The organism is Streptomyces sp. JLBG701 (assembly GCF_058544905.1).
In genome coordinates this window covers 7,714,742-7,733,646 of record NZ_CM178588.1, presented here as the reverse complement: position 1 = coordinate 7,733,646, position 18,905 = coordinate 7,714,742, and the positions used below count along the sequence as shown (strand labels likewise).

The window sequence follows — 18,905 nt, the reverse complement described above, 5'->3', positions numbered from 1 at the left end:
ACGTGCCTTACGCAGCTGCCAGCTTGGCGGCCGAGTCCGCGTCGACGCAGGCCTGGATCACCGCGTCGAGGTCGCCGTCCAGGACCTGGTCCAGGTTGTACGACTTGAAGCCGACGCGGTGGTCCGAGATGCGATTCTCCGGGAAGTTGTACGTGCGGATCTTCTCGGAGCGGTCGACGGTGCGGACCTGGCTGCGGCGGGCGTCGGCGGCTTCCTTCTCCGCTTCCTCCACGGCTGCCGCGAGGAGCCTGGAGCGCAGGATACGCATCGCCTGCTCCTTGTTCTGCAGCTGGCTCTTCTCGTTCTGGCAGGAGGCGACGACTCCGGTGGGAATGTGCGTGATGCGCACCGCGGAGTCGGTCGTGTTGACGGACTGGCCGCCGGGGCCCGAGGAGCGGTAGACGTCGATACGGAGGTCGTTGGCGTGGATCTCGACGTCGACCTCCTCCGCCTCGGGGGTCACGAGGACACCGGCCGCCGAGGTGTGGATACGGCCCTGCGACTCGGTCGACGGCACGCGCTGGACGCGGTGCACCCCGCCCTCGTACTTCAGCCGGGCCCAGACGCCCTGCCCGGGCTCGGTGGCACCCTGGCCGCCCTTGGTCTTCACCGCGACCTGGACGTCCTTGTAGCCGCCCAGCTCGGACTCCGTGGCGTCGATGATCTCGGTCTTCCAGCCGACGCGCTCGGCGTAGCGCAGGTACATGCGCAGCAGGTCGCCGGCGAAGAGGGCCGACTCGTCGCCGCCCGCGCCCGCCTTGACCTCAAGGATCACGTCCTTGTCGTCGTTGGGGTCCCGCGGGACGAGCAGCAGGCGCAGCTTCTCCGTCAGCTCGTCGCGCTGCTTCTCCAGCTCCTTGACCTCGGCCGCGAACTCCGGGTCGTCGGCGCCGAGTTCACGCGCGGTCTCGATGTCGTCGCCGGTCTGCTTCCAGGAGCGGTACGTGGCGACGATCGGGGTGAGCTCGGCGTAGCGCTTGTTGAGCTTGCGCGCGTTGGCCTGGTCGGCGTGGACCGAGGGGTCCGCGAGCTTCGTCTCCAGGTCGGCGTGCTCACCGACGAGTTCCTCGACGGCCTCGAACATTTTGGGCTCCTGAACTGGGTGCGGGAAGAAAGGCGGGCGACCAAAAACGCCGGTCCCGGTGCGCCCCGTAGGGCGCAGCCGCGGACCGGCGCTGGTGGCTCGCTACTTCTTGCCGGCGGGAGCCTTGCCGAAGCGGGCCTCGAAGCGGGCCACGCGGCCACCGGTGTCGAGGATCTTCTGCTTGCCCGTGTAGAACGGGTGGCACTCGGAGCAGACCTCGGCACGGATCGCTCCGCTGGTGATCGTGCTGCGGGTGGTGAACGACGCGCCACAGGTGCAGCTGACCTGGGTCTCGACGTACTCGGGGTGGATCTCGCGCTTCAAGGTGTCTCCTAGTTTCGGGAGGGCGCCGGGTCGCCTTCCGCGGGGTGCGGGGGCGTGAACCGGGGCCGACGTACCAGTCTGCCAGGACTAGCCGCATCCCCCAAAACCGAGGGTTGCGGTGATCTATTCCCTGCGGGCCGGTGGGGGCTGGTCGCGCCCACGCGGCGGAGCCGCATGTCGATACAGCCCCGCGCCCCTTAACCGGCGCTTACGACGCCCTTTGCCTGGCCCGTGGCCGTTCCTTCAGTGGCCGACTTGGGAATGGCCTGGTCGTTCTTCAGGGCGTCCCAGACCAGTTTGTCCTTGGCCTCGTCGAGGATGACTCGGTTGGCGTTGGCCGGGTCGTACTGGACCGGCATCGTGACCATGGTCATGTTCTTCGCGCTGATGCCCTTGAGGCCGTTGGCGAAGGACATCAGGGAGTTCACCGAGCCGATGGAGGAGTCGGTGGTGACGGCCTCGGTGGCGGTGTCGGCCAGGTTGTACAGCTTCTTCGGGCTGGTGAAGAGGCCGATGTCCTTGACCTGGTTGACCAGGGCCTTGATGAACGCCTGTTGGAGCTGGATGCGGCCGAGGTCGGAGCCGTCGCCGACGCCGTGCCGGGTGCGGACCAGGCCGAGGGCCTGTTCGCCGGTGAGCTTGTGCGTGCCGGCCGTCAGGTCGAGGTGGCTCTCGGAGTCCTTGATGGCCTGGGTGGTGGTGACGGAGACGCCGCCGAGCTCGTCGATCAGCTTCTGGAAGCCGCTGAAGTCGACCTCCAGATAGTGGTCCATGCGCAGGTCGGTGAGGGACTCGACGGTCTTGACCGCGCAGGCGGCGCCGCCGGTCGTGTACGCCGAGTTGAACATGACGCCGTCCGCGGCGTCGTGCGTCGTGCCGTCGGTGTCGGTGCACTCGGGGCGGTCGATGAGGGTGTCGCGCGGGATGGACACCACGCTGGCCTTCTTGCGGCCCTCGTAGACGTGCACGATCATCGCCGTGTCGGAGCGGGCGCTGCCGTCGTCGGTGCCGCCGCCGAGCTTCTTGTTGGTGCCGGAGCGGGTGTCGGAGCCCAGGACGAGGATGTTCTCGGAGCCGTTGTCGACCTTCGTCGGCCGGTCGGTGCCCAGCGCCTGGTCGATGTCGACGCTCTTGATGTTGCCGTTGAGCTTGAAGTACACGTAACCCACGCCCGCCCCGCCCAGGACCACGATGCCGGCGGCCACCCAGGCCGTCACGAGCAGTCCCTTGCTGCGCTTGCCGCGGGTCTTGCGGCGGCCCTTGGCGCGGTGGCGCGGGCCGCTGGTGCCGTGGCCTTGCGGTATGCCGGGCTCCGGCGTGCTCTCGGCGGACATGTGCTCCTCGGTTCTTCGTTCCGGTCAGGTACCCCCTGCTTTCAGGGTCAGGCGTGGTCGATTTCGGTCGATACCGCACCATGGTCGCTCTGTCTGGTCAGACGGGGAAACCGGGGAAAGGGTTGCACAACACACCGTGCCCACCGCGTGGGGCGGTGGGCACGGTGTGTAGTCGTCGAATCGGGGCGTACCCCGTTCACCTGCGTTTTCAGCCGAAGATGTCGTACTGCTTGAAATCGGTACCGACAGACTTCCTTGTGTCGAAGATCTCGCTCGTGGCCTTCCCGGTGCCCGGGTACAGATAGAGCGTGCCGCCCGGCGTGCGGGCCAGGAAGTCGGCCTTGCCGTCGCCGGTGACGTCACCGACCGCGTCGAAGGCGTTGTACGTCGTGCTGCTCCACGTGCGGACCTTGATCCGGCTGGCGAAGACGCCCGTGCCGGCCTTGCCGGTGCCCTTGTAGAGGTACACGTAGTTGTTGCTCTTGGAGCGCGCGATCATGTCGGCCTTGCCGTCGCCGGTGAGGTCGCCGTGGGCGCGCAGGGAGTTGTACTGGTTCCAGCCCGAGCCGGCCTTCACACGGGCGGAGAAGGCGCCGGTGCCCTTGCCCGGGTAGATCCACAGGACGCCACCGGAGTCCACGGACAGCAGGTCGGGCAGGTAGTCGCCGGTGACGTCACCCGGGGTGAGGATGCGGGTGCGGGTCTTCCAGTTGTCGTAGATCTGCTTGGTGGCCCAGGAGCCGCTGGACTGGACGTAGTGGGTCCAGTAGACGTCTCCGGTGGTGGTGACCCGGTAGACGAGGTCCTGGTAGCCGTCCCGGTTCAGGTCGATCTGCAGGACGACGTTGACGCCGTTCCAGTTGCCCCAGGACTCGCGGGCGCCGAAGGAGGTGCCCTTGGAGTCCTTCTCGTAGCCGGTCTTGGTGGAGGCGTTGCGCACCCACAGGTCGGCCTTGTGGTCGCCGCTGAGGTTGGTGTCCTCGATGCGCGGGTAGGTCGCGCCGACGTAGGTGCTGACCTTCGTGAAGACGCTGTACGCGCCCTCGGCGACGCAGTTCGTCACGCCCCAGGAGACGACGCCCACGATCCGGTTGCCCACGACGAGCGGTCCGCCGGAGTCGCCGTTGCAGGCGGAGGTGGTGCCGTCGTCGCTGCCGGTCGCCGGGGTGCCCGCGCAGACCATGTGGCCCTTGATGAAGTCGCTGCCGTAGGCGCCGGTGCAGGTGGCGTCCGACTGGATGGGCAGCGTGGCCGTCTTCAGCGTGTCGGAGATGTCCTGCGTGGTGGAGCTGGTGCGGCCCCAGCCGTAGACCTTGGCGGTCTTGGCGGCGTCGCCCGTGTACGAGGCGGTGTCGGTGGACGTCGTCATCCTGATCGGGGTCGCCGTGATGGCGGCCGGCAGGGTCAGGACGGCGATGTCGTTGTTGATGGTCGTCGCGCTGTACGACGGGTGGTTCCACTGCCGCCACACCCCGGAGACGGTGCCGCCGTGCAGATCGGTGTTGCCGGCGTCGTCCGTCGTGGGCAGCTGGGAGGTGCCGGTCAGGATGGCGCCGTTGTTGTACCAGTCGTAGCCCTGGACGCAGTGCGCGGCGGTGAGGATCTTCGTCGGCGCGACGACGGCGCCGCCGCAGAAGAAGCCGAGGTCGTCGCTCTCGTCGGTGGTGCCCTGGTCGTCGTAGTACCAGAGCTGGGCCATCCACGGCGCGGTGGTGATGGTGGTCGTGGTGCCACCGATGACCTTCGCGTCGATCGAGGAGCTGCTGTTCGTGGTCGTACCGGCGCTCAGGGACGACTTGCTGGTCGTCTCCCCCGCGGTGTCGTCACCGGCGAGGGCGCCCGCGACGCGCTGCTCCAGCTCGGTGAGCGTGGGCGCGCTGGTGGCGGGCTTCACCGTCGGCGTCGGCAGGGCGGTGGCGGCGTCCGCGGACGTCGTCAGCAGCGCGGCCGCGACAGCGGCGGCCACACCGGCCGCGGCGACGGGAAGGGCGAAACGTATCCGGCGTCTGTGACGGCCGCCGGACAGGGGCGTGGTCAAGGAAGTCCCCCCAGATGTGCATGAGTCGGAAGGGGCGCATGGTGCACCCCTTCCTCTCAGCGCCGAAGGGCCGCGCCCCGTCACAGTGGTGACGGGGCGCGGCCCTTCAGAAGTGCCAGAAGTGCGTACCGGGGTACGTCAGTCGTTGCCGTTGCCCGGCGTCGTCTTCTGGATCTGGAGCAGGAACTCGGCGTTCGACTTCGTCTGCTTCATCTTGTCGAGAAGCAGCTCGATCGCCTGCTGCTGGTCGAGCGCGTGCAGCACACGACGCAGCTTCCAGGTGACGGCGAGCTCGTCGCTGCCGAGCAGGATCTCTTCCTTACGGGTACCGGACGCGTCGACGTCCACCGCCGGGAAGATGCGCTTGTCGGCGAGCTTGCGGTCGAGCTTGAGCTCCGCGTTGCCGGTGCCCTTGAACTCCTCGAAGATGACCTCGTCCATGCGGGACCCGGTGTCCACCAGCGCGGTGGCGAGGATGGTCAGCGAGCCGCCGTCTTCGATGTTGCGGGCCGCACCGAAGAAGCGCTTCGGGGGGTAGAGGGCCGTCGAGTCGACACCACCGGACAGGATGCGGCCGGAGGCCGGGGCGGCGAGGTTGTACGCACGGCCCAGACGCGTGATCGAGTCGAGCAGTACGACGACGTCGTGACCCAGCTCCACCAGACGCTTGGCACGCTCGATGGCGAGCTCGGCGACCGTGGTGTGGTCCTCGGCCGGACGGTCGAAGGTCGAGGAGATGACCTCGCCCTTGACCGACCGCTGCATGTCGGTGACCTCTTCCGGACGCTCGTCGACCAGGACGACCATCAGGTGGCACTCGGGGTTGTTGTGCGTGATCGCGTTGGCGATCGCCTGCATGATCATGGTCTTGCCGGTCTTCGGCGGGGCCACGATCAGACCGCGCTGGCCCTTACCGATCGGCGCGACGAGGTCGATGATGCGGGTGGTGAGGATGCCCGGGTCCGTCTCCAGACGGAGGCGGTCCTGCGGGTACAGCGGGGTCAGCTTGTTGAACTCCGGGCGGCCACGGCCCTGTTCGGGCGCCATGCCGTTGACGGAGTCCAGGCGCACGAGCGCGTTGAACTTCTCGCGGCGCTCGCCCTCCTTGGGCTGACGGACCGCGCCGGTGACGTGGTCGCCCTTGCGCAGACCGCTCTTGCGGACCTGGGCGAGGGAGACGTACACGTCGTTGGGACCCGGCAGGTAGCCCGACGTACGGATGAAGGCGTAGTTGTCGAGGATGTCCAGGATGCCCGCGACGGGGATCAGGACGTCGTCGTCGGCGACCTGCGGCTCGCCCGCGGCGAACTCGTCGCGGCCACGACGGCCACGACGGTCCCGGTAACGTCCGCGGCGGCCGCGGCGGCCACCCTCGAAGTCGTCGTCGTCCTGCGGGCCGTTGTCGCGGGGTCCGCTGTCACGCTGCTGGCGGTCCTGCCGCTCCTGGCGGTCCTGACGGCCGCCGCTCTGCTGCTGACCACCCTGCTGCTGACGACCCTGACCGCCCTGGCCGGCGCCGCCCTGCTGGTCGTCGCCCTTGCTGCGGCGGTCGCGGTCACGGCCACGGTCGCGGCGGTCGCGGCGGCCCTGACGACCCTCGCCGTCGACGTCGCCCTGCGGCTGCGCGGGCGTCTCGGCCTGCGGCTCGCTCTTCGCCTCGGCGGTGACCGTCTCGGGGCTGCCCGCCTCGGCGGTCGCCCGGCGACGACGGCGCTCAGCGGGAGCGTCTTCGCTGGCGGGCTGGCCGGGAATCTCGATCTGCTGCTGGGCGACGGCCTTCTCGGCGGGCGCCTCGGCCTTCTTCTCGGCCTTCTCGGCGGGGGCAGCGGCCTCCTCGCCGACGCGGGCCTTCGAGGTGGCCCGGCGCTTGGGCTTGGTCTCGGTGGCGGTCTCGGCCTTGGGGGCTCCGCCTCCGGCCTGCGCCTCCTTGATGACCTCGATCAGCTGGCTCTTGCGCATACGCGCGGTGCCCCTGATGCCGAGGCCGGATGCGACCTGCTGCAGCTCGGCCAGCACCATGCCGTCGAGGCCGGTACCGCGGCGCCGCCGGGAGCCGGCACCGGTGGCAGGCGCGGAGGCGTCCGTGGCGGGCGCGGCAGCGGTCTCCTCGACACGTGCGCCCATCAGATCGGTGGTGTCGCTCACGAAGGGTCCTTCCCTGGAGCGGACGTCGGCCTGTCTGGCTCGGCGACCGGTTGTGCTGTCCGGCTTTCGGTCCGTCATATGTGGACCGTGCCGGGGCGGTGGTCCGCCAAAGCGGCGGAAGAGGTTTGCTGGTGATGGCGCTTTCCGAAACCGTGACTCCGGATGTCCATGACACCGGAGGTCCGTGACACCGACTTGCTGTGTCACGTGGCTTGGTCACACCGATTCCGGAGCGTGCCCGGCGAACCGCTCAGTGTCGGCGTACGGCGTACTGCCCGCGTACGACGTACGAAACACAGTGCGGCTTGGGAGGCTCCCGGAAGAATGTCTGTCCCGGACGGGGACACGAAGCACCTCGCCATGGTGGGGTCGGGTGCAGACTTGAGATTAACACTACCGGATCCAACAAACATTCCCCCTCTCGAAATCCGGCAACCACGCGCTTTTAATCGGCACTGGAAGGCGCCAGGGGCAGCACACTCGCCCCCTGGGCGTCGAGGCTCAGCCGGTTGGCGGCCCAGCCCGCGCCCGCCAGGTCGGCGACCTTGTCGGCGTTTTCGGCGTCGACCAGTGCCAGCACAGTGGGACCTGCGCCGGAGATCACTGCCGGGACTCCATCGGCCCGCAGCCGCTCCACCAGCGCCGCGCTCTCCGGCATGGCCGGGGCGCGGTACTCCTGGTGCAGCCGGTCCTCGGTGGCGGGCAGCAGCAGCTCGGGGCGCCTGGTGAGGGCCTCGACGAGCAGCGCGGCACGGCCCGCGTTGGTGGCGGCGTCGACGTGCGGCACGGTGCGCGGGAGCAGGCCGCGCGCGGTCTCGGTGAGGACCGGCTTGCCGGGCACGAAAACCACCGGAACGATGGAATCGGCAGGTTCCATCCTGATCGCCCGGGCGGCACCGGCGTCCATCCAGGAGAGCGTGAAACCGCCGAGCAGACAGGCCGCCACGTTGTCGGGGTGGCCCTCGATCTCGGTGGCGAGCTCCAGGAGAGCGGTGTCGTCGAGCTTGGAGTCCCCGCCTATGGTCACGGCACGCGCGGCGACGATGCCGGCGCAGATGGCGGCCGAGGAGGAGCCGAGGCCCCGGCCGTGCGGAATGCGGTTGGCGCAGACGATCTCAAGGCCGCGCGGCTGTCCGCCGAGCAGATCGAAGGCGGTGCGCAGGGACCGTACGAGCAGGTGGTTCTCGTCACGCGGCAGCGTCTCGCTGCCCTCGCCCGCGATGTCGATGTGCAGCCCCGAGTCGGCCACCCGGACGACCACGTCGTCGTAGAGCCCCAGCGACAGGCCGAAGGCGTCGAAGCCCGGGCCGAGATTGGCGCTGGTGGCGGGAACGCGCACCCTTACTGCGGCTGCGCGGAAGGCGGGACCGGCCATCTCTCGATGACTCTCCTTGAGCTGCGTGATGGTCGAAGACATTCGATACGACACCGATGACGTACGTGGAGACCCTCAGGCCGCTGATACGAAGCGGCGCCGTGCCAGATGCGGAGGCATATGCGGCGGGCGGGTTCGGTACAGCCTATCGAAGGAAGGTTCTGTGGCGACATAGGGCGCACAGGAGGCGCACGATGCGTGTCGTAAGCCCCCTGTGCACCCCCTGTGGCGAATACCCGCCAGGCGGCTTTACGCCAGCCCGAGGCGCTCGGCCGCCGTCACCGCGTCGACCGGGACGGTGACCGGCTGCGGGGCGCCCGCGACGGCCCAGTCCGGGTCCTTGAGGCCGTTTCCGGTGACCGTGCACACGATCGTCTGGCCCGGGTCGACCTTGCCCTGCTCGGCGGCCTTCAGCAGACCGGCCACGGACGCGGCGGAGGCGGGCTCCACGAAAACACCCTCCTGCGCGGCCAACAGCCGGTAGGCGCGCAGGATCTCACGGTCCGTCACCTCGTCGATGAAGCCACCGGACTCGTCCCGCGCGGCCAGCGCGTACTGCCAGGACGCGGGGTTGCCGATCCGGATCGCGGTGGCGATCGTCGACGGGTCCTTGACGACCTCGCCGCGCACGATGGGCGCGGAGCCGGACGCCTGGAAGCCCCACATACGGGGCGTCTTGGCGGCGATGCCGTCGGCGGCGTACTCCTTGTAGCCCTTCCAGTACGCGGTGATGTTGCCCGCGTTGCCCACCGGCAGGACGTGGATGTCGGGCGCGTCACCGAGCATGTCCACGATCTCGAACGCGGCCGTCTTCTGGCCCTCGATGCGCACCGGGTTGACCGAATTGACCAGCGCCACCGGGTAGTTGTCGGACAGATCGCGCGCGAGGGTGAGGCAGTCGTCGAAGTTGCCGTCGACCTGGAGGATCTTCGCGCCGTGGATGAGGGCCTGGCCCATCTTGCCGAGCGCGATCTTTCCTTGCGGAACGAGTACGGCGCAGACCATGCCGGCGCGCACGGCGTACGCGGCGGCGGAGGCGGACGTATTGCCGGTGGAGGCGCAGATGACGGCCTTCGCGCCCTCCTCCTTGGCCCGCGAGATGGCCATGGTCATACCGCGGTCCTTGAAGGACCCGGTGGGGTTCGCGCCCTCCACCTTGAGGTGGACCTCGCAGCCGGTGCGCTCGGAGAGCACCTGCGCGGGCACGAGAGGCGTGCCGCCCTCGCGGAGCGACACAACCGGCGTGTTGTCGGAGACGGGCAGCCGGTCCCGGTACTCCTCGATGATTCCGCGCCACTGGTGGGTCATTGCTGGTTACTCTCCTTCAACCCGCATGATGCTGGCGACACCCCGCACGGTGTCGAGGCTGCGCAGCGCCTCGACGGTCCCGTTGAGGGAGGCGTCGGAGGCGCGGTGAGTGACGACGACGAGAGAGGCCTCGCCGTCCTTGCCCTGCTGCCGAACCGTATCGATGGAAACCCCGTGCTCGGCGAACACGGTGGCCACCTGGGCGAGAACACCCGGTTTGTCGGCGACGTCAAGGCTGATGTGGTAGCGCGTGACGACCGCGCCCATGCCCGAGACGGGCAGCGCGGCGTACGCCGACTCGCCGGGCCCTGTCGCGCCGTTGAGCCGGTTGCGGCAGACGGCGACGAGGTCGCCGAGAACGGCGGAGGCGGTCGGGGCGCCGCCGGCACCGGGGCCGTAGAACATGAGCTGGCCACTGGCGTCGGACTCGACGAACACGGCGTTGTAGGCGCCGCGCACGGAGGCCAGCGGGTGGGTGAGCGGGATCATCGCGGGGTGCACGCGCGCGGTGACGGAACCGCCGTCCTCGGCCCGCTCGCAGATGGCGAGCAGCTTGATGGTGCAGCCCATGTTCTTCGCGGAGGCGAAGTCGGCGGCGGTGACCTCGGTCATGCCCTCGCGGTAGACGTCGTCGAGACGCACGCGCGTGTGGAAGGCGATTCCGGCGAGGATGGCGGCCTTGGCGGCGGCGTCGAAACCCTCGACGTCGGCGGTCGGGTCGGCTTCGGCATAGCCCAGGGCGGTGGCCTCGTCGAGGGCCTCCTGGTAGCCGGCCCCGCTGGTGTCCATCTTGTCGAGAATGAAGTTGGTGGTGCCGTTGACGATCCCCAGCACCCGGTTGACCTTGTCGCCGGCGAGGGACTCGCGCAGGGGGCGGATCAGCGGGATGGCACCGGCGACGGCGGCCTCGTAGTAGAGGTCCGTGTCGTGGTCCTCGGCGGCGGCATGCAGCGCGGCGCCGTCCTGGGCGAGGAGGGCCTTGTTCGCGGACACGACCGAGGCGCCGGACTCGAAGGCGCTGGTGATGAGGGTGCGGGCGGGCTCGATACCGCCGATGACCTCGATCACCACGTCGATGTCACCGCGCTTGACCAGGGCGGTGGCGTCGGTGGTGACCAGCGCCGGGTCGATGCCCTCGCGCACCTTGGAGGGCCTGCGGACCGCGACGCCGGCGAGCTCGACGGGGGCGCCGATCCGGGCGGCGAGGTCGTCGGCGTGCGTCGTCATGATGCGCGCCACCTCTGAGCCGACTACCCCACAGCCCAGCAGCGCCACCTTCAGCGGACGCGTACGCATCATCCGACCTCGTTTCCTCATACCGTCACGGTTGGACCAGTCTCACTCACCGGACGGGCGTTTCTATCTCTCGTCCGGATCGTGAGACATTTATTTCATTTACGCGGGGGTGGAAGACGGAGATCTTCCGCCCCCACTGTTGATGGCCGTTAATGGCTATTGATGGCCATTGATGGCTGCCGTGGGCTCAACCGACGTCGAGACGCAGGAGGTCCTCCTCCGTCTCGCGGCGGACGATCACCCGGGCCTCGCCGTCGCTCACGGCGACGACGGGCGGGCGCAGCGCGTGGTTGTAGTTGCTCGCCATGGAACGGCAGTACGCGCCGGTGGCAGGGACCGCGATGAGGTCACCCGGCGCCAGGTCGGCGGGCAGGAACGCGTCCTTCACCACGATGTCACCGCTCTCGCAGTGCTTGCCGACGACGCGGACGAGCATGGGCGCGGCGTCCGAGGTCCGGGAGACGAGAGCGACGCTGTACTCGGCGTCGTACAGCGCGGTCCGGATGTTGTCGGACATACCGCCGTCGACGGAGACGTACGTACGCAGCCCGTCGAGGGGCTTGATGGTGCCGACCTCGTAGAGCGTGAAGGCAGTGGGGCCGACGATGGCGCGTCCCGGCTCGACTGAGATGCGGGGGGTACGGAGCTTTGCGCCCTCGCACTCGCGGGTGACGATCTCGGTGAGCGCCTTGGCGATCTCGTGGGGCTCGCGGGGGTCGTCGTCGCTGGTGTATGCGATACCGAGCCCGCCGCCGAGGTCGATCTCGGGCAGCTCGACACCGTGCTCGTCGCGGATTTCCTTGAGGAGTCCGACGACGCGGTGGGCGGCGACCTCGAAGCCGGACATGTCGAAGATCTGCGACCCGATGTGGGAGTGAATACCGATGAGTTCGAGCCCGTCGAGCTGAAGCGCTCGGCGAACGGCTTCGGCGGCCTGTCCGCCGGCCAGTGGAATCCCGAACTTCTGGTCCTCATGGGCGGTGGCGATGAACTCGTGCGTGTGGGCCTCGACACCGACGGTGATACGGATCTGCACGCGCTGCCGCTTGCCCAGGGACTCGGCGATGTGCGCGACCCGGACGATCTCCTGGAAGGAGTCGAGAACGATCCGCCCGACGCCGGCCTCGATGGCGCGGTGGATCTCCTCGGTCGACTTGTTGTTGCCGTGGAAGGCGATGCGGTCGGCGGGCATCCCGGCGGAGAGGGCGGTGACGAGCTCGCCCCCCGAGCACACGTCGAGGTTGAGCCCTTCCTCGTGCAGCCAGCGCACGACGGCCCGGGAGAGGAAGGCCTTGCCGGCGTAGAAGACGTCGGCGTCATGTCCGAAGGCGGTACGCCAGGCCCGGGCCCGGGCGCGGAAGTCGGCTTCGTCGATGACGTAGGCGGGGGTGCCGAACTCCTCGGCGAGCGTGGTGACGTCGATGCCGCCGACGGTGACGATGCCGTCCGTGTTACGGCCGACGGTCTGGGCCCACACCTTGGCGTCGAGGGCGTTGAGGTCGGTGGGCGGGGCGGAGTAGTGCCCCTCGGGAAGCACATCGGCGTGACGGGGCCCGGCGGGGTGTGCGGAACGGCTCATGGCTGGGGCTCTCTGTGGCTCTCGGTGGCTGTCTGTGGCTTTTGTCTGCGGGCTCGTACGGGCTCTATCGGGGGCTCATAGAGCTCTGCAGGCGTGCTCAGAGGTGGTCGGGTGCGTCGATGCCGAGCTGGGACAGACCGCCGGCCAGCACCGTCCCGGCGGCTTCGGCAAGAGCGAGCCGGGCGCGGTGGGCGGCCGAGGGTTTCTCGTCGCCGCGCGGGAGCACGGTCGGCAGGAAAGCGAGGGTGGCATCGGCGACGGTGACGAGATGCCGGGCGAGACGGTCCGGGGCGCGGTGGGTGGCGGCCGCGGTGAGGATGCGGGGGTGGTCGGCTAGGGGGGTGAGGAGTGCGTGCGGTTCATGTGCCGCAGTCGCTGCTTCGTCCGTTACGTCGCCGGGTTCGGCGGTGAATCCGAGGTCGGCGGCGTTGTGGCTGACGGCCCGGGTGCGGGCGTGGGCGTAACGGACGCGGAAGAGGGGGTTGCTCTCGCGCTGGACGAGGTGGTCGTCGGTGATGCGGGGGCGGTCGTGGGCGGCGGGGTGGAGGAGGGCCCAGCGGGCGGCGTCGGGGCCGAGGGAGAGGAGGGGGGTGGTGGGGGATGCAGAGGGTGCGGGGGTGGGGCGGATGGTGAGGGGGACGGGGGTGGTGGGCACGCCTGGGGTGGCGGGGGCGCCAGCGGAGGCGGGGACGCCGGGTCGGCCGTACGTGTCGACTCGGACGCCGAGGACGTCCTCCCAGTCCGGCTCGGGGCGAGCGTCGCAGCTGGTGCGGAGGAGGGCGCCCTGGGAGCGGAGGAGGCGGGCGGTGGCGTCCAGGACGACGAGGGCGCGGGGCTCGTGGGGGGCGTGGAGGTGCAGGAGCTGTCCGGTGAGCGCGTCGCCGTACCCGTACCGTAGGCCGCGCCGCAGGATCTCCTCGACCAGGGCCACGGGGGCCGTGCCCCGCAGGCTGATGTTGAGGAATCCCGGTCCGGTGACGGCGACGTCGGCGATGCCGTCCGTGCCGAGGAGATACGGCCGCAGGATGTCGGCGACCTGCTGGGACGGCCGCCCCGCCGGGCGGGCCAGCAGGAGCGCGATGTTCGTCGCGTAGTCCCCACAGCCACCGGGCCCGGGCACGGTGACCACGGCCCGCGCGGGAACGGTCACGCTCAGCTCACCGTCGTCGACAGCGCGACGTACCGCGCGCAGCACGGTGCGGGAGAGCTCGACGGGGTTCACGGGGCAAGCGTATGGGAGGAAGGGGGTGGGTATGCGAGCCGGTTTGGAGAGGGTCCGGGATATGGACGGAATCGGTTCGCGGTCACGGAGGGAGAAGAGGGGGAACGCGACGATCAGCCGCCGGCGCGACCGGCCCGCTCGGCTTCCCCGGCACCGAGGACGCTGCCGAACGCGTCACGGTGTCCCCCGTCGAACCCCGCACGGCCCTCGCTCCGCCCCCGCTCGATCAACTTCCTTACGAGGCTGACGAGTTCGGTGGGCTCGAAGGGCTTGGCCAGAAACGCGTCGACGCCGGCATCCAGGCCGCTCTCGACCTCGTACTGAGTACAGGCGCTGACGATGGCGAGGGGCAGATCCCGGGTCCGCGGATCGGCACGCAACCGAGCGGCGGTGCGCAGCCCGTCCAACCTCGGCATGACGACATCCAGGGTCACTACATCGGGCCGCACCTGATGAACAACATCCAGACACTCGGCACCATCGGCCGCGGTCACGACCTCGAGACCCTCCAGCTCGAGATTGACCCTGATCAGCTGACGGATGACCTTGTTGTCGTCCACAACAAGCACCCGCCCCGACGCGCCTGGCACAACTCGAGAGTAGGTCCGGACCGGCCACCGCGTCCGGGTTTTCCCCACTTCCACCCCGTGCGGGGGACGTCGCGACCGACTGGGGCGGCAGTGACGCTGAGGGTAGAAACCCGTTCATGAACACCCTGACCAAGCTGGTAGTGTTCTACCCGTCGCCGCGAGCAACGCGACGGACACGCCCCCGTAGCTCAGGGGATAGAGCAACGGCCTCCGGAGCCGTGTGCGCAGGTTCGAATCCTGCCGGGGGCACAGAAGCGAGAAAAGCGTGATTACGCCGCTGACCTGCTGAAGTGCCAGACATCAAGAGCCGGACCCAGTCTCACTGGGTCCGGCTCTTTGTCGTTGCTGCGCACTGATCGCGATAGACCTGCGCTGGAGCCGCCGCGCCTAGTGCTCTGACCGCGTAGGTTCGCCGGGTTGGTCAGGCCGCGGTGGCGAGGGGGCGTCCGCCCCAGCGGATGCCTTTCTCGCTGCGGATGCGGGCGCGTTCCTTGCGTTCGACGGCCAGGACGTCGCTATGGCGGGCGTTGGCGTTGCGCCAGCGCAGGTAGGCGTGCAGAGCCCGGGTCTGAACCGTGTGGTTGGGGTAGTTCGAGTTGGCGATGGTGAACTGCCGGGCCGGAGGAGTGGGCTCAGCCTCCCGGAGAACGCTCAATCACGGCTGAAATCGCACTGATGCGGGCACTAAACTGCCGCTTCAGCGGTGATGATCCATGGTTCAGGGGACGGGGACAGTACGTGGACGGGATCGAATTCCGGCTTTTGGGCCCGGTTGGGATCTGGCACGGGGGGCGTCGACTCGGTCCGGCCACCGCTCAGCAGCGATCCGTTCTGGCCATGCTCGCGCTGGAGCCCGGCCGCGTCGTATCCGTCGATCGGCTTGTCATGGCCCTGTGGGGCCAGGAGCCGCCAGGCTCGGCCCGCAATGCCATTCAGGGCTTCGTCTCCAAGCTCCGCCGGATCCTGGCCGCCGTCCCCGGGACCCCCGCCGAGTTGACGACATCGGCGCAGGGGCAGGGGTACTGCCTGATGGTCGACCGCGCACTGGTGGACGTACACCGGTTCCGGGACCTGGTACGTGAACTGCGGGAGGACGACGCGCAGGCGGCGTCGGGCGCCAGGGCGGGGGCGGGGGTGGCGGTGGGCGTTTCGCTGCGCGCGACGCTCCGGCTCTGGCACGGGCCCGCTCTCGCCGATGTCGCCGGGGACTGGCTGCCCGGCACGGTGGCCGCAGGACTGGAGGACGAGCGGCTGGCGGTCCTGGAGGAGTGCGCCGCGATCGATCTGCGGGCCGGGCGGGCGCACGACGCGGCCGCCGAACTCTCCGTCCTGGTCGCGGAGCATCCGCTGCGGGAGCGCTCGGTCTCCCTCCTGATGACCGCCCTGGACAGGTGCGGTCGGCGGGCCGACGCCCTGGCGCTCTACCGGGAGACCCGGCGGCGGTTCGTCGACGAACTGGGCATCGAGCCGGGGCAGCAACTGCACCGAGTCCACCAGCAGATTCTCGACAGACAGCCCGCCGTGGCCGCCGGCCTGCCGGGACCGGGCATTGGGCCGGGGGAGGAACCGCCGGACCCTCGCCCGGAGGACGGCGGTCCTTCCGCGACGGGCGCGTCCCCCGACTCGTACTCCCCCACCCAGTCCGGTTCGCAGCCGCCCTCGGTCGTCATCCCCAGGCAACTGCCCGGCGACTTCCCGTACTTCACCGGCAGGGAACGGGCCCTCGACGCCCTGGACGCCCTCCTGACCGGCCTCGTGACTGGCTCCGGAAACATCGATTCGCCTGCCGCGATGGCGATCACCGTCATCGGCGGCACCGCCGGACTGGGCAAGACCACCCTCGCCGTCCACTGGGCCCACCGCGTCCGCGACCACTTCCCCGACGGTCAGCTGTACGTCAATCTGCGCGGCTTCGGCCCCGGCGGATCCGGCTCCGCCATGCCGCCCACCGAGGCGATACGCGCCTTCCTCGACGCCCTTCAGCTTCCCGCCCAGCGCATCCCGCAGACCCTCGAAGCGCGGACCGGCCTGTACCGGAGCCTCCTCGCGGGCCGCCGGATGCTGATTCTGCTCGACAATGCCCGGGACGCCGAACAGGTCCGCCCGCTCCTCCCCAACTCCCCCGGCTGCCTCGTTCTGGTGACCAGCCGCAACCGGCTCACCAGCCTCGTCACCGCCGAAGGCGCCCGCCCGCTGCCTCTCGATCTGCTCCCCGTCGACGAGGCGCGCGCCCTGCTGGTCCGCCGTCTCGACCCCGAGCGGGTGGCGGACGAGCCGCAGGCGGTCGAAGACATCGCCACCATGTGCGCGGGCCTGCCCCTCGCGCTGGCCGTCGTCGGCGCCCGCGCCGCCGACCGCCCCGGATTCCCCCTTTCTGCCCTTGTGAAGGAACTGCGCGAGGCCCTGACGAGCGTCTCCGGCACTGGCACTATCGGCGGCCCCGCGACGCGCAGCCGCAACCTCGACCTTAGCCTCGACGTCTTCGACGGCGGCGACGACACCAGCGACGTCCGGGCCGTGTTCTCCTGGTCGTACCACGCCCTCGCCCCGGACGCCGCACGGCTCTTCCGGCTGCTGGGCCTGCACCCCGGCCCCGACTTCACCGCCCCCGCCATGGCCGGGCTCGTCGGACTGCCCAAGGCCCGGATCCGCCGCCCCCTCGCCGAACTGACCCGCGGCCATCTGATCACCGAGCACGCCCCCGGCCGCTTCACCCTCCACGACCTCCTCTGGGCGTACGCCGCCGAACTCGCCCTCCTGCACGACCCGGAGGCCGACCGCCGTACCGCACTGCGCCGCCTGCTCGACCACTATCTGCACTCCGCCCAGGCCGCCGACCTGAAGCTCAACGAACCCCACGGCATGCCGATCCCCCTCGAAGCCGCCGCCCCCGGCGCCGAGTCCCGGGAGTTCGACACCCTCGCGTCGGCGCTGGACTGGTTCACCGCCGAGCAACCGGTGCTCCTCGCCGCCGTTCAGCACGCTGCCCGCGAGGGTTTCGGAGCCCATGCCTGGCAACTGGCCGCCGGACTGGCGGAGTTCCTGGACCGCGCCGGCAACCCGCACGACCAGGAGGTCGCCCAGCGCGCGGCACTGGAAGCCGCGGAGTCCCTCGGCGACCTCGCCGGCCAGGCCCGCGCCCGCCTCGGCCTCGCCAAGTCGTCCGTGCAGACGGGCCGGAACGTGGACGCCCAGATTCTGGTGCTGCGCTCCCTGGAGCTGTACCGGGAACTCGGTGACCCGGTCGGCCAGGCGTACTCCTACGCCGGTCTGATGCTGGTCAGTCACCGGGAAGGCCGCTACGAGGAGGCACTTCGGTACGGCGAACAGGCGCTGGAGCTCTACCGGGCCGTGGATGACCGCAGCAGAATCGGCATCCTTCTCAACAACATCGGCTTCTGCCTCAGCAGTCTCGGGGACTACCAGGCCGCCCTCGCCCACTGTGAGCAGGCCCTGACTCTGCTCCAGGAGACCGGGGACCTCCGTGGCGAATCCGGGACCTGGGACAGCCTCGGTCTCGCCCACCACCACCTCGGCCATCAAGAGCAGGCCATCGCCTGCTACCAGCAGGCCGTCCGGCTGCGTATCGAGTGCGGCGAGGGCCTCCGCGCCGCCGAGAGCCAGGCCCGGCTCGGCGACACCTACGAGGCGGCGGGCGACCCCGAGAATGCCTGCCGCTCCTGGCAGGACGCGGCGGACACGTTCGACCGGCTCGGCCATCCGGGCGCGGCGCGGCTCCGCGCCCGGATGGCGGCGGCCGGCTGAAACCCGTACGGCCGGCCGACCCATACGGTCGGCCGGGGATCATTCGGTGGTTGTTCTTGCCGCGCCCATGAGTTGATACGGAAAAACGCGCCCCCGCTGTCGGCGAATATCCGGTGCTGCTTCAGCAGGGCCGGTCATGCCGATCAGCGGTGATTCAGCGCTGGTTCAGCGGCGCACATCATTCTGATTCCGGCTGCGGGGCAGGAACTGACGGGGCAGACAGCTTCCTGAAGAAACTGACCGGCAGTCCACGTCCACACCATCGGTGACGAAGGGGAGCCGAACAAATATGAAAATGTCGGCCAGGAGACTCGGTGCCGCGCTCGCCACGACAGTGGCTGTCGTCGGCATCACCACAGTCCTGTCTCCGCCCGCGCAAGCGAGCGGAGACACGGTCTATTGGGCACGGGCCTACGATCCCACCTACGGGGATGAAACGGGGAGGGCGTATTTCTACAGCGATGTGGACGAATTCCACCTCTGGGACCAAATGCAAGATTTGCATGGTGTCGTGCTGCACATCAACCTGAGTGACGACGAGGGTGAGACCTACCACCGGTGGAAGAATCTCTACAACGGTGGGGATTACGACGGCGCGGGGGCTTACAAGGCCAAAGTTTGGGGATTCGACGCCGAGTTCACCGAAGGGCGCTTTTTCGCTTTCCAGGTCTGCCGCCAGGACGGTATCAACCAGGCGTCCTTCCACTGCGGGGGCTGGACGAAAGGAACCGCGTGACCTGATCGATCCGAAGCGTCGCGACCGCCCGTCGGCTCTGCCGACGGGCAGTTCGCGTGGTACGTACCGATCTGCCAACGGATCGGACTCAACTCCGTCCAACTGCGGC

At 69.5% G+C, this 18,905-nt stretch carries 13 protein-coding genes, 1 tRNA gene and 1 pseudogene; 3 read left to right on the top strand and 12 right to left on the bottom strand.

What is annotated here, in order from left to right:
- Positions 1 to 7: 7 nt before the first annotated feature.
- From prfA to AC5DRG_RS35855, 11 genes are all read right to left on the bottom strand, one after another.
- A complete protein-coding gene (gene prfA / locus AC5DRG_RS35905) occupies positions 8 to 1,084 on the bottom strand; it encodes a peptide chain release factor 1 (protein WP_491803780.1) in 1,077 nt (358 codons plus the stop codon).
- A 102-nt stretch (positions 1,085 to 1,186) separates the two neighbouring features.
- Positions 1,187 to 1,408, bottom strand: a complete 222-nt coding sequence (rpmE, locus tag AC5DRG_RS35900; RefSeq protein WP_491803779.1) for a 50S ribosomal protein L31 — start codon at positions 1,406 to 1,408, stop codon at positions 1,187 to 1,189.
- Between the two features lie 197 nt (positions 1,409 to 1,605).
- Positions 1,606 to 2,742 carry an LCP family protein gene (locus AC5DRG_RS35895; protein WP_491803778.1) on the bottom strand — a complete coding sequence of 379 codons (1,137 nt, stop codon included), beginning with the start codon at positions 2,740 to 2,742 and terminating at the stop codon, positions 1,606 to 1,608.
- Between the two features lie 208 nt (positions 2,743 to 2,950).
- On the bottom strand, positions 2,951 to 4,780 hold the full coding sequence (locus tag AC5DRG_RS35890) for a trypsin-like serine protease (RefSeq protein WP_491803777.1): 1,830 nt from the start codon (positions 4,778 to 4,780) through the stop codon (positions 2,951 to 2,953).
- A gap of 138 nt (positions 4,781 to 4,918) precedes the next feature.
- Positions 4,919 to 6,925, bottom strand: a complete 2,007-nt coding sequence (gene rho, locus AC5DRG_RS35885; protein ID WP_491803776.1) for a transcription termination factor Rho — start codon at positions 6,923 to 6,925, stop codon at positions 4,919 to 4,921.
- A gap of 445 nt (positions 6,926 to 7,370) precedes the next feature.
- Positions 7,371 to 8,300, bottom strand: coding sequence for a homoserine kinase (thrB, locus tag AC5DRG_RS35880; RefSeq protein WP_491803774.1), 930 nt, complete (start codon positions 8,298 to 8,300; stop codon positions 7,371 to 7,373).
- 249 nt (positions 8,301 to 8,549) lie between these two features.
- On the bottom strand, positions 8,550 to 9,608 hold the full coding sequence (gene thrC, locus AC5DRG_RS35875) for a threonine synthase (RefSeq protein ID WP_491803773.1): 1,059 nt from the start codon (positions 9,606 to 9,608) through the stop codon (positions 8,550 to 8,552).
- 6 nt (positions 9,609 to 9,614) lie between these two features.
- Complete coding sequence (locus AC5DRG_RS35870; protein ID WP_491803772.1) at positions 9,615 to 10,907, bottom strand: homoserine dehydrogenase; 1,293 nt, start codon at positions 10,905 to 10,907, stop codon at positions 9,615 to 9,617.
- Between the two features lie 184 nt (positions 10,908 to 11,091).
- Entirely contained in the window at positions 11,092 to 12,483 is a 1,392-nt protein-coding gene (gene lysA / locus AC5DRG_RS35865) for a diaminopimelate decarboxylase (RefSeq protein ID WP_491803770.1), read from the bottom strand.
- A gap of 97 nt (positions 12,484 to 12,580) precedes the next feature.
- Complete coding sequence (gene nrtL, locus AC5DRG_RS35860) at positions 12,581 to 13,705, bottom strand: ArgS-related anticodon-binding protein NrtL (protein ID WP_491803769.1); 1,125 nt, start codon at positions 13,703 to 13,705, stop codon at positions 12,581 to 12,583.
- Between the two features lie 113 nt (positions 13,706 to 13,818).
- The gene (locus tag AC5DRG_RS35855) at positions 13,819 to 14,274 is read right to left on the bottom strand and encodes a response regulator (protein WP_491813249.1); all 456 of its coding nucleotides are present in this window, start codon (positions 14,272 to 14,274) and stop codon (positions 13,819 to 13,821) included.
- Positions 14,275 to 14,472: 198 nt separating this feature from the next.
- Between AC5DRG_RS35855 and AC5DRG_RS35850 the strand changes: the two genes are divergently transcribed.
- Positions 14,473 to 14,544: transfer RNA gene (locus AC5DRG_RS35850), tRNA-Arg, on the top strand.
- Positions 14,545 to 14,716: 172 nt separating this feature from the next.
- Here the strand turns inward: AC5DRG_RS35850 and AC5DRG_RS35845 are convergent.
- A pseudogene (locus AC5DRG_RS35845) lies at positions 14,717 to 14,917 on the bottom strand (IS630 family transposase); the annotation flags it as partial.
- 116 nt (positions 14,918 to 15,033) lie between these two features.
- Here AC5DRG_RS35845 and AC5DRG_RS35840 point away from each other — a divergent pair.
- Together AC5DRG_RS35840 and AC5DRG_RS35835 are read left to right on the top strand one after the other, a co-directional pair.
- Positions 15,034 to 18,060: an AfsR/SARP family transcriptional regulator gene (locus AC5DRG_RS35840; RefSeq protein ID WP_491803767.1), complete on the top strand. Its 3,027-nt coding sequence runs from the start codon at positions 15,034 to 15,036 to the stop codon at positions 18,058 to 18,060.
- A gap of 289 nt (positions 18,061 to 18,349) precedes the next feature.
- Entirely contained in the window at positions 18,350 to 18,796 is a 447-nt protein-coding gene (locus tag AC5DRG_RS35835) for a hypothetical protein (RefSeq protein ID WP_491803766.1), read from the top strand.
- The last annotated feature ends 109 nt before the right edge of the window (positions 18,797 to 18,905 follow it).

Coding starts and splice junctions, on each gene's coding strand:
- thrC (WP_491803773.1), bottom strand. CDS start 9,608: ATGACCCACCAGTGGCGCGGAATCATCGAGGAGTACCGGGACCGGCTG.
- prfA (WP_491803780.1), bottom strand. CDS start 1,084: ATGTTCGAGGCCGTCGAGGAACTCGTCGGTGAGCACGCCGACCTGGAG.
- lysA (WP_491803770.1), bottom strand. CDS start 12,483: ATGAGCCGTTCCGCACACCCCGCCGGGCCCCGTCACGCCGATGTGCTT.
- AC5DRG_RS35895 (WP_491803778.1), bottom strand. CDS start 2,742: ATGTCCGCCGAGAGCACGCCGGAGCCCGGCATACCGCAAGGCCACGGC.
- AC5DRG_RS35835 (WP_491803766.1), top strand. CDS start 18,350: ATGAAAATGTCGGCCAGGAGACTCGGTGCCGCGCTCGCCACGACAGTG.
- AC5DRG_RS35870 (WP_491803772.1), bottom strand. CDS start 10,907: ATGATGCGTACGCGTCCGCTGAAGGTGGCGCTGCTGGGCTGTGGGGTA.
- thrB (WP_491803774.1), bottom strand. CDS start 8,300: ATGGCCGGTCCCGCCTTCCGCGCAGCCGCAGTAAGGGTGCGCGTTCCC.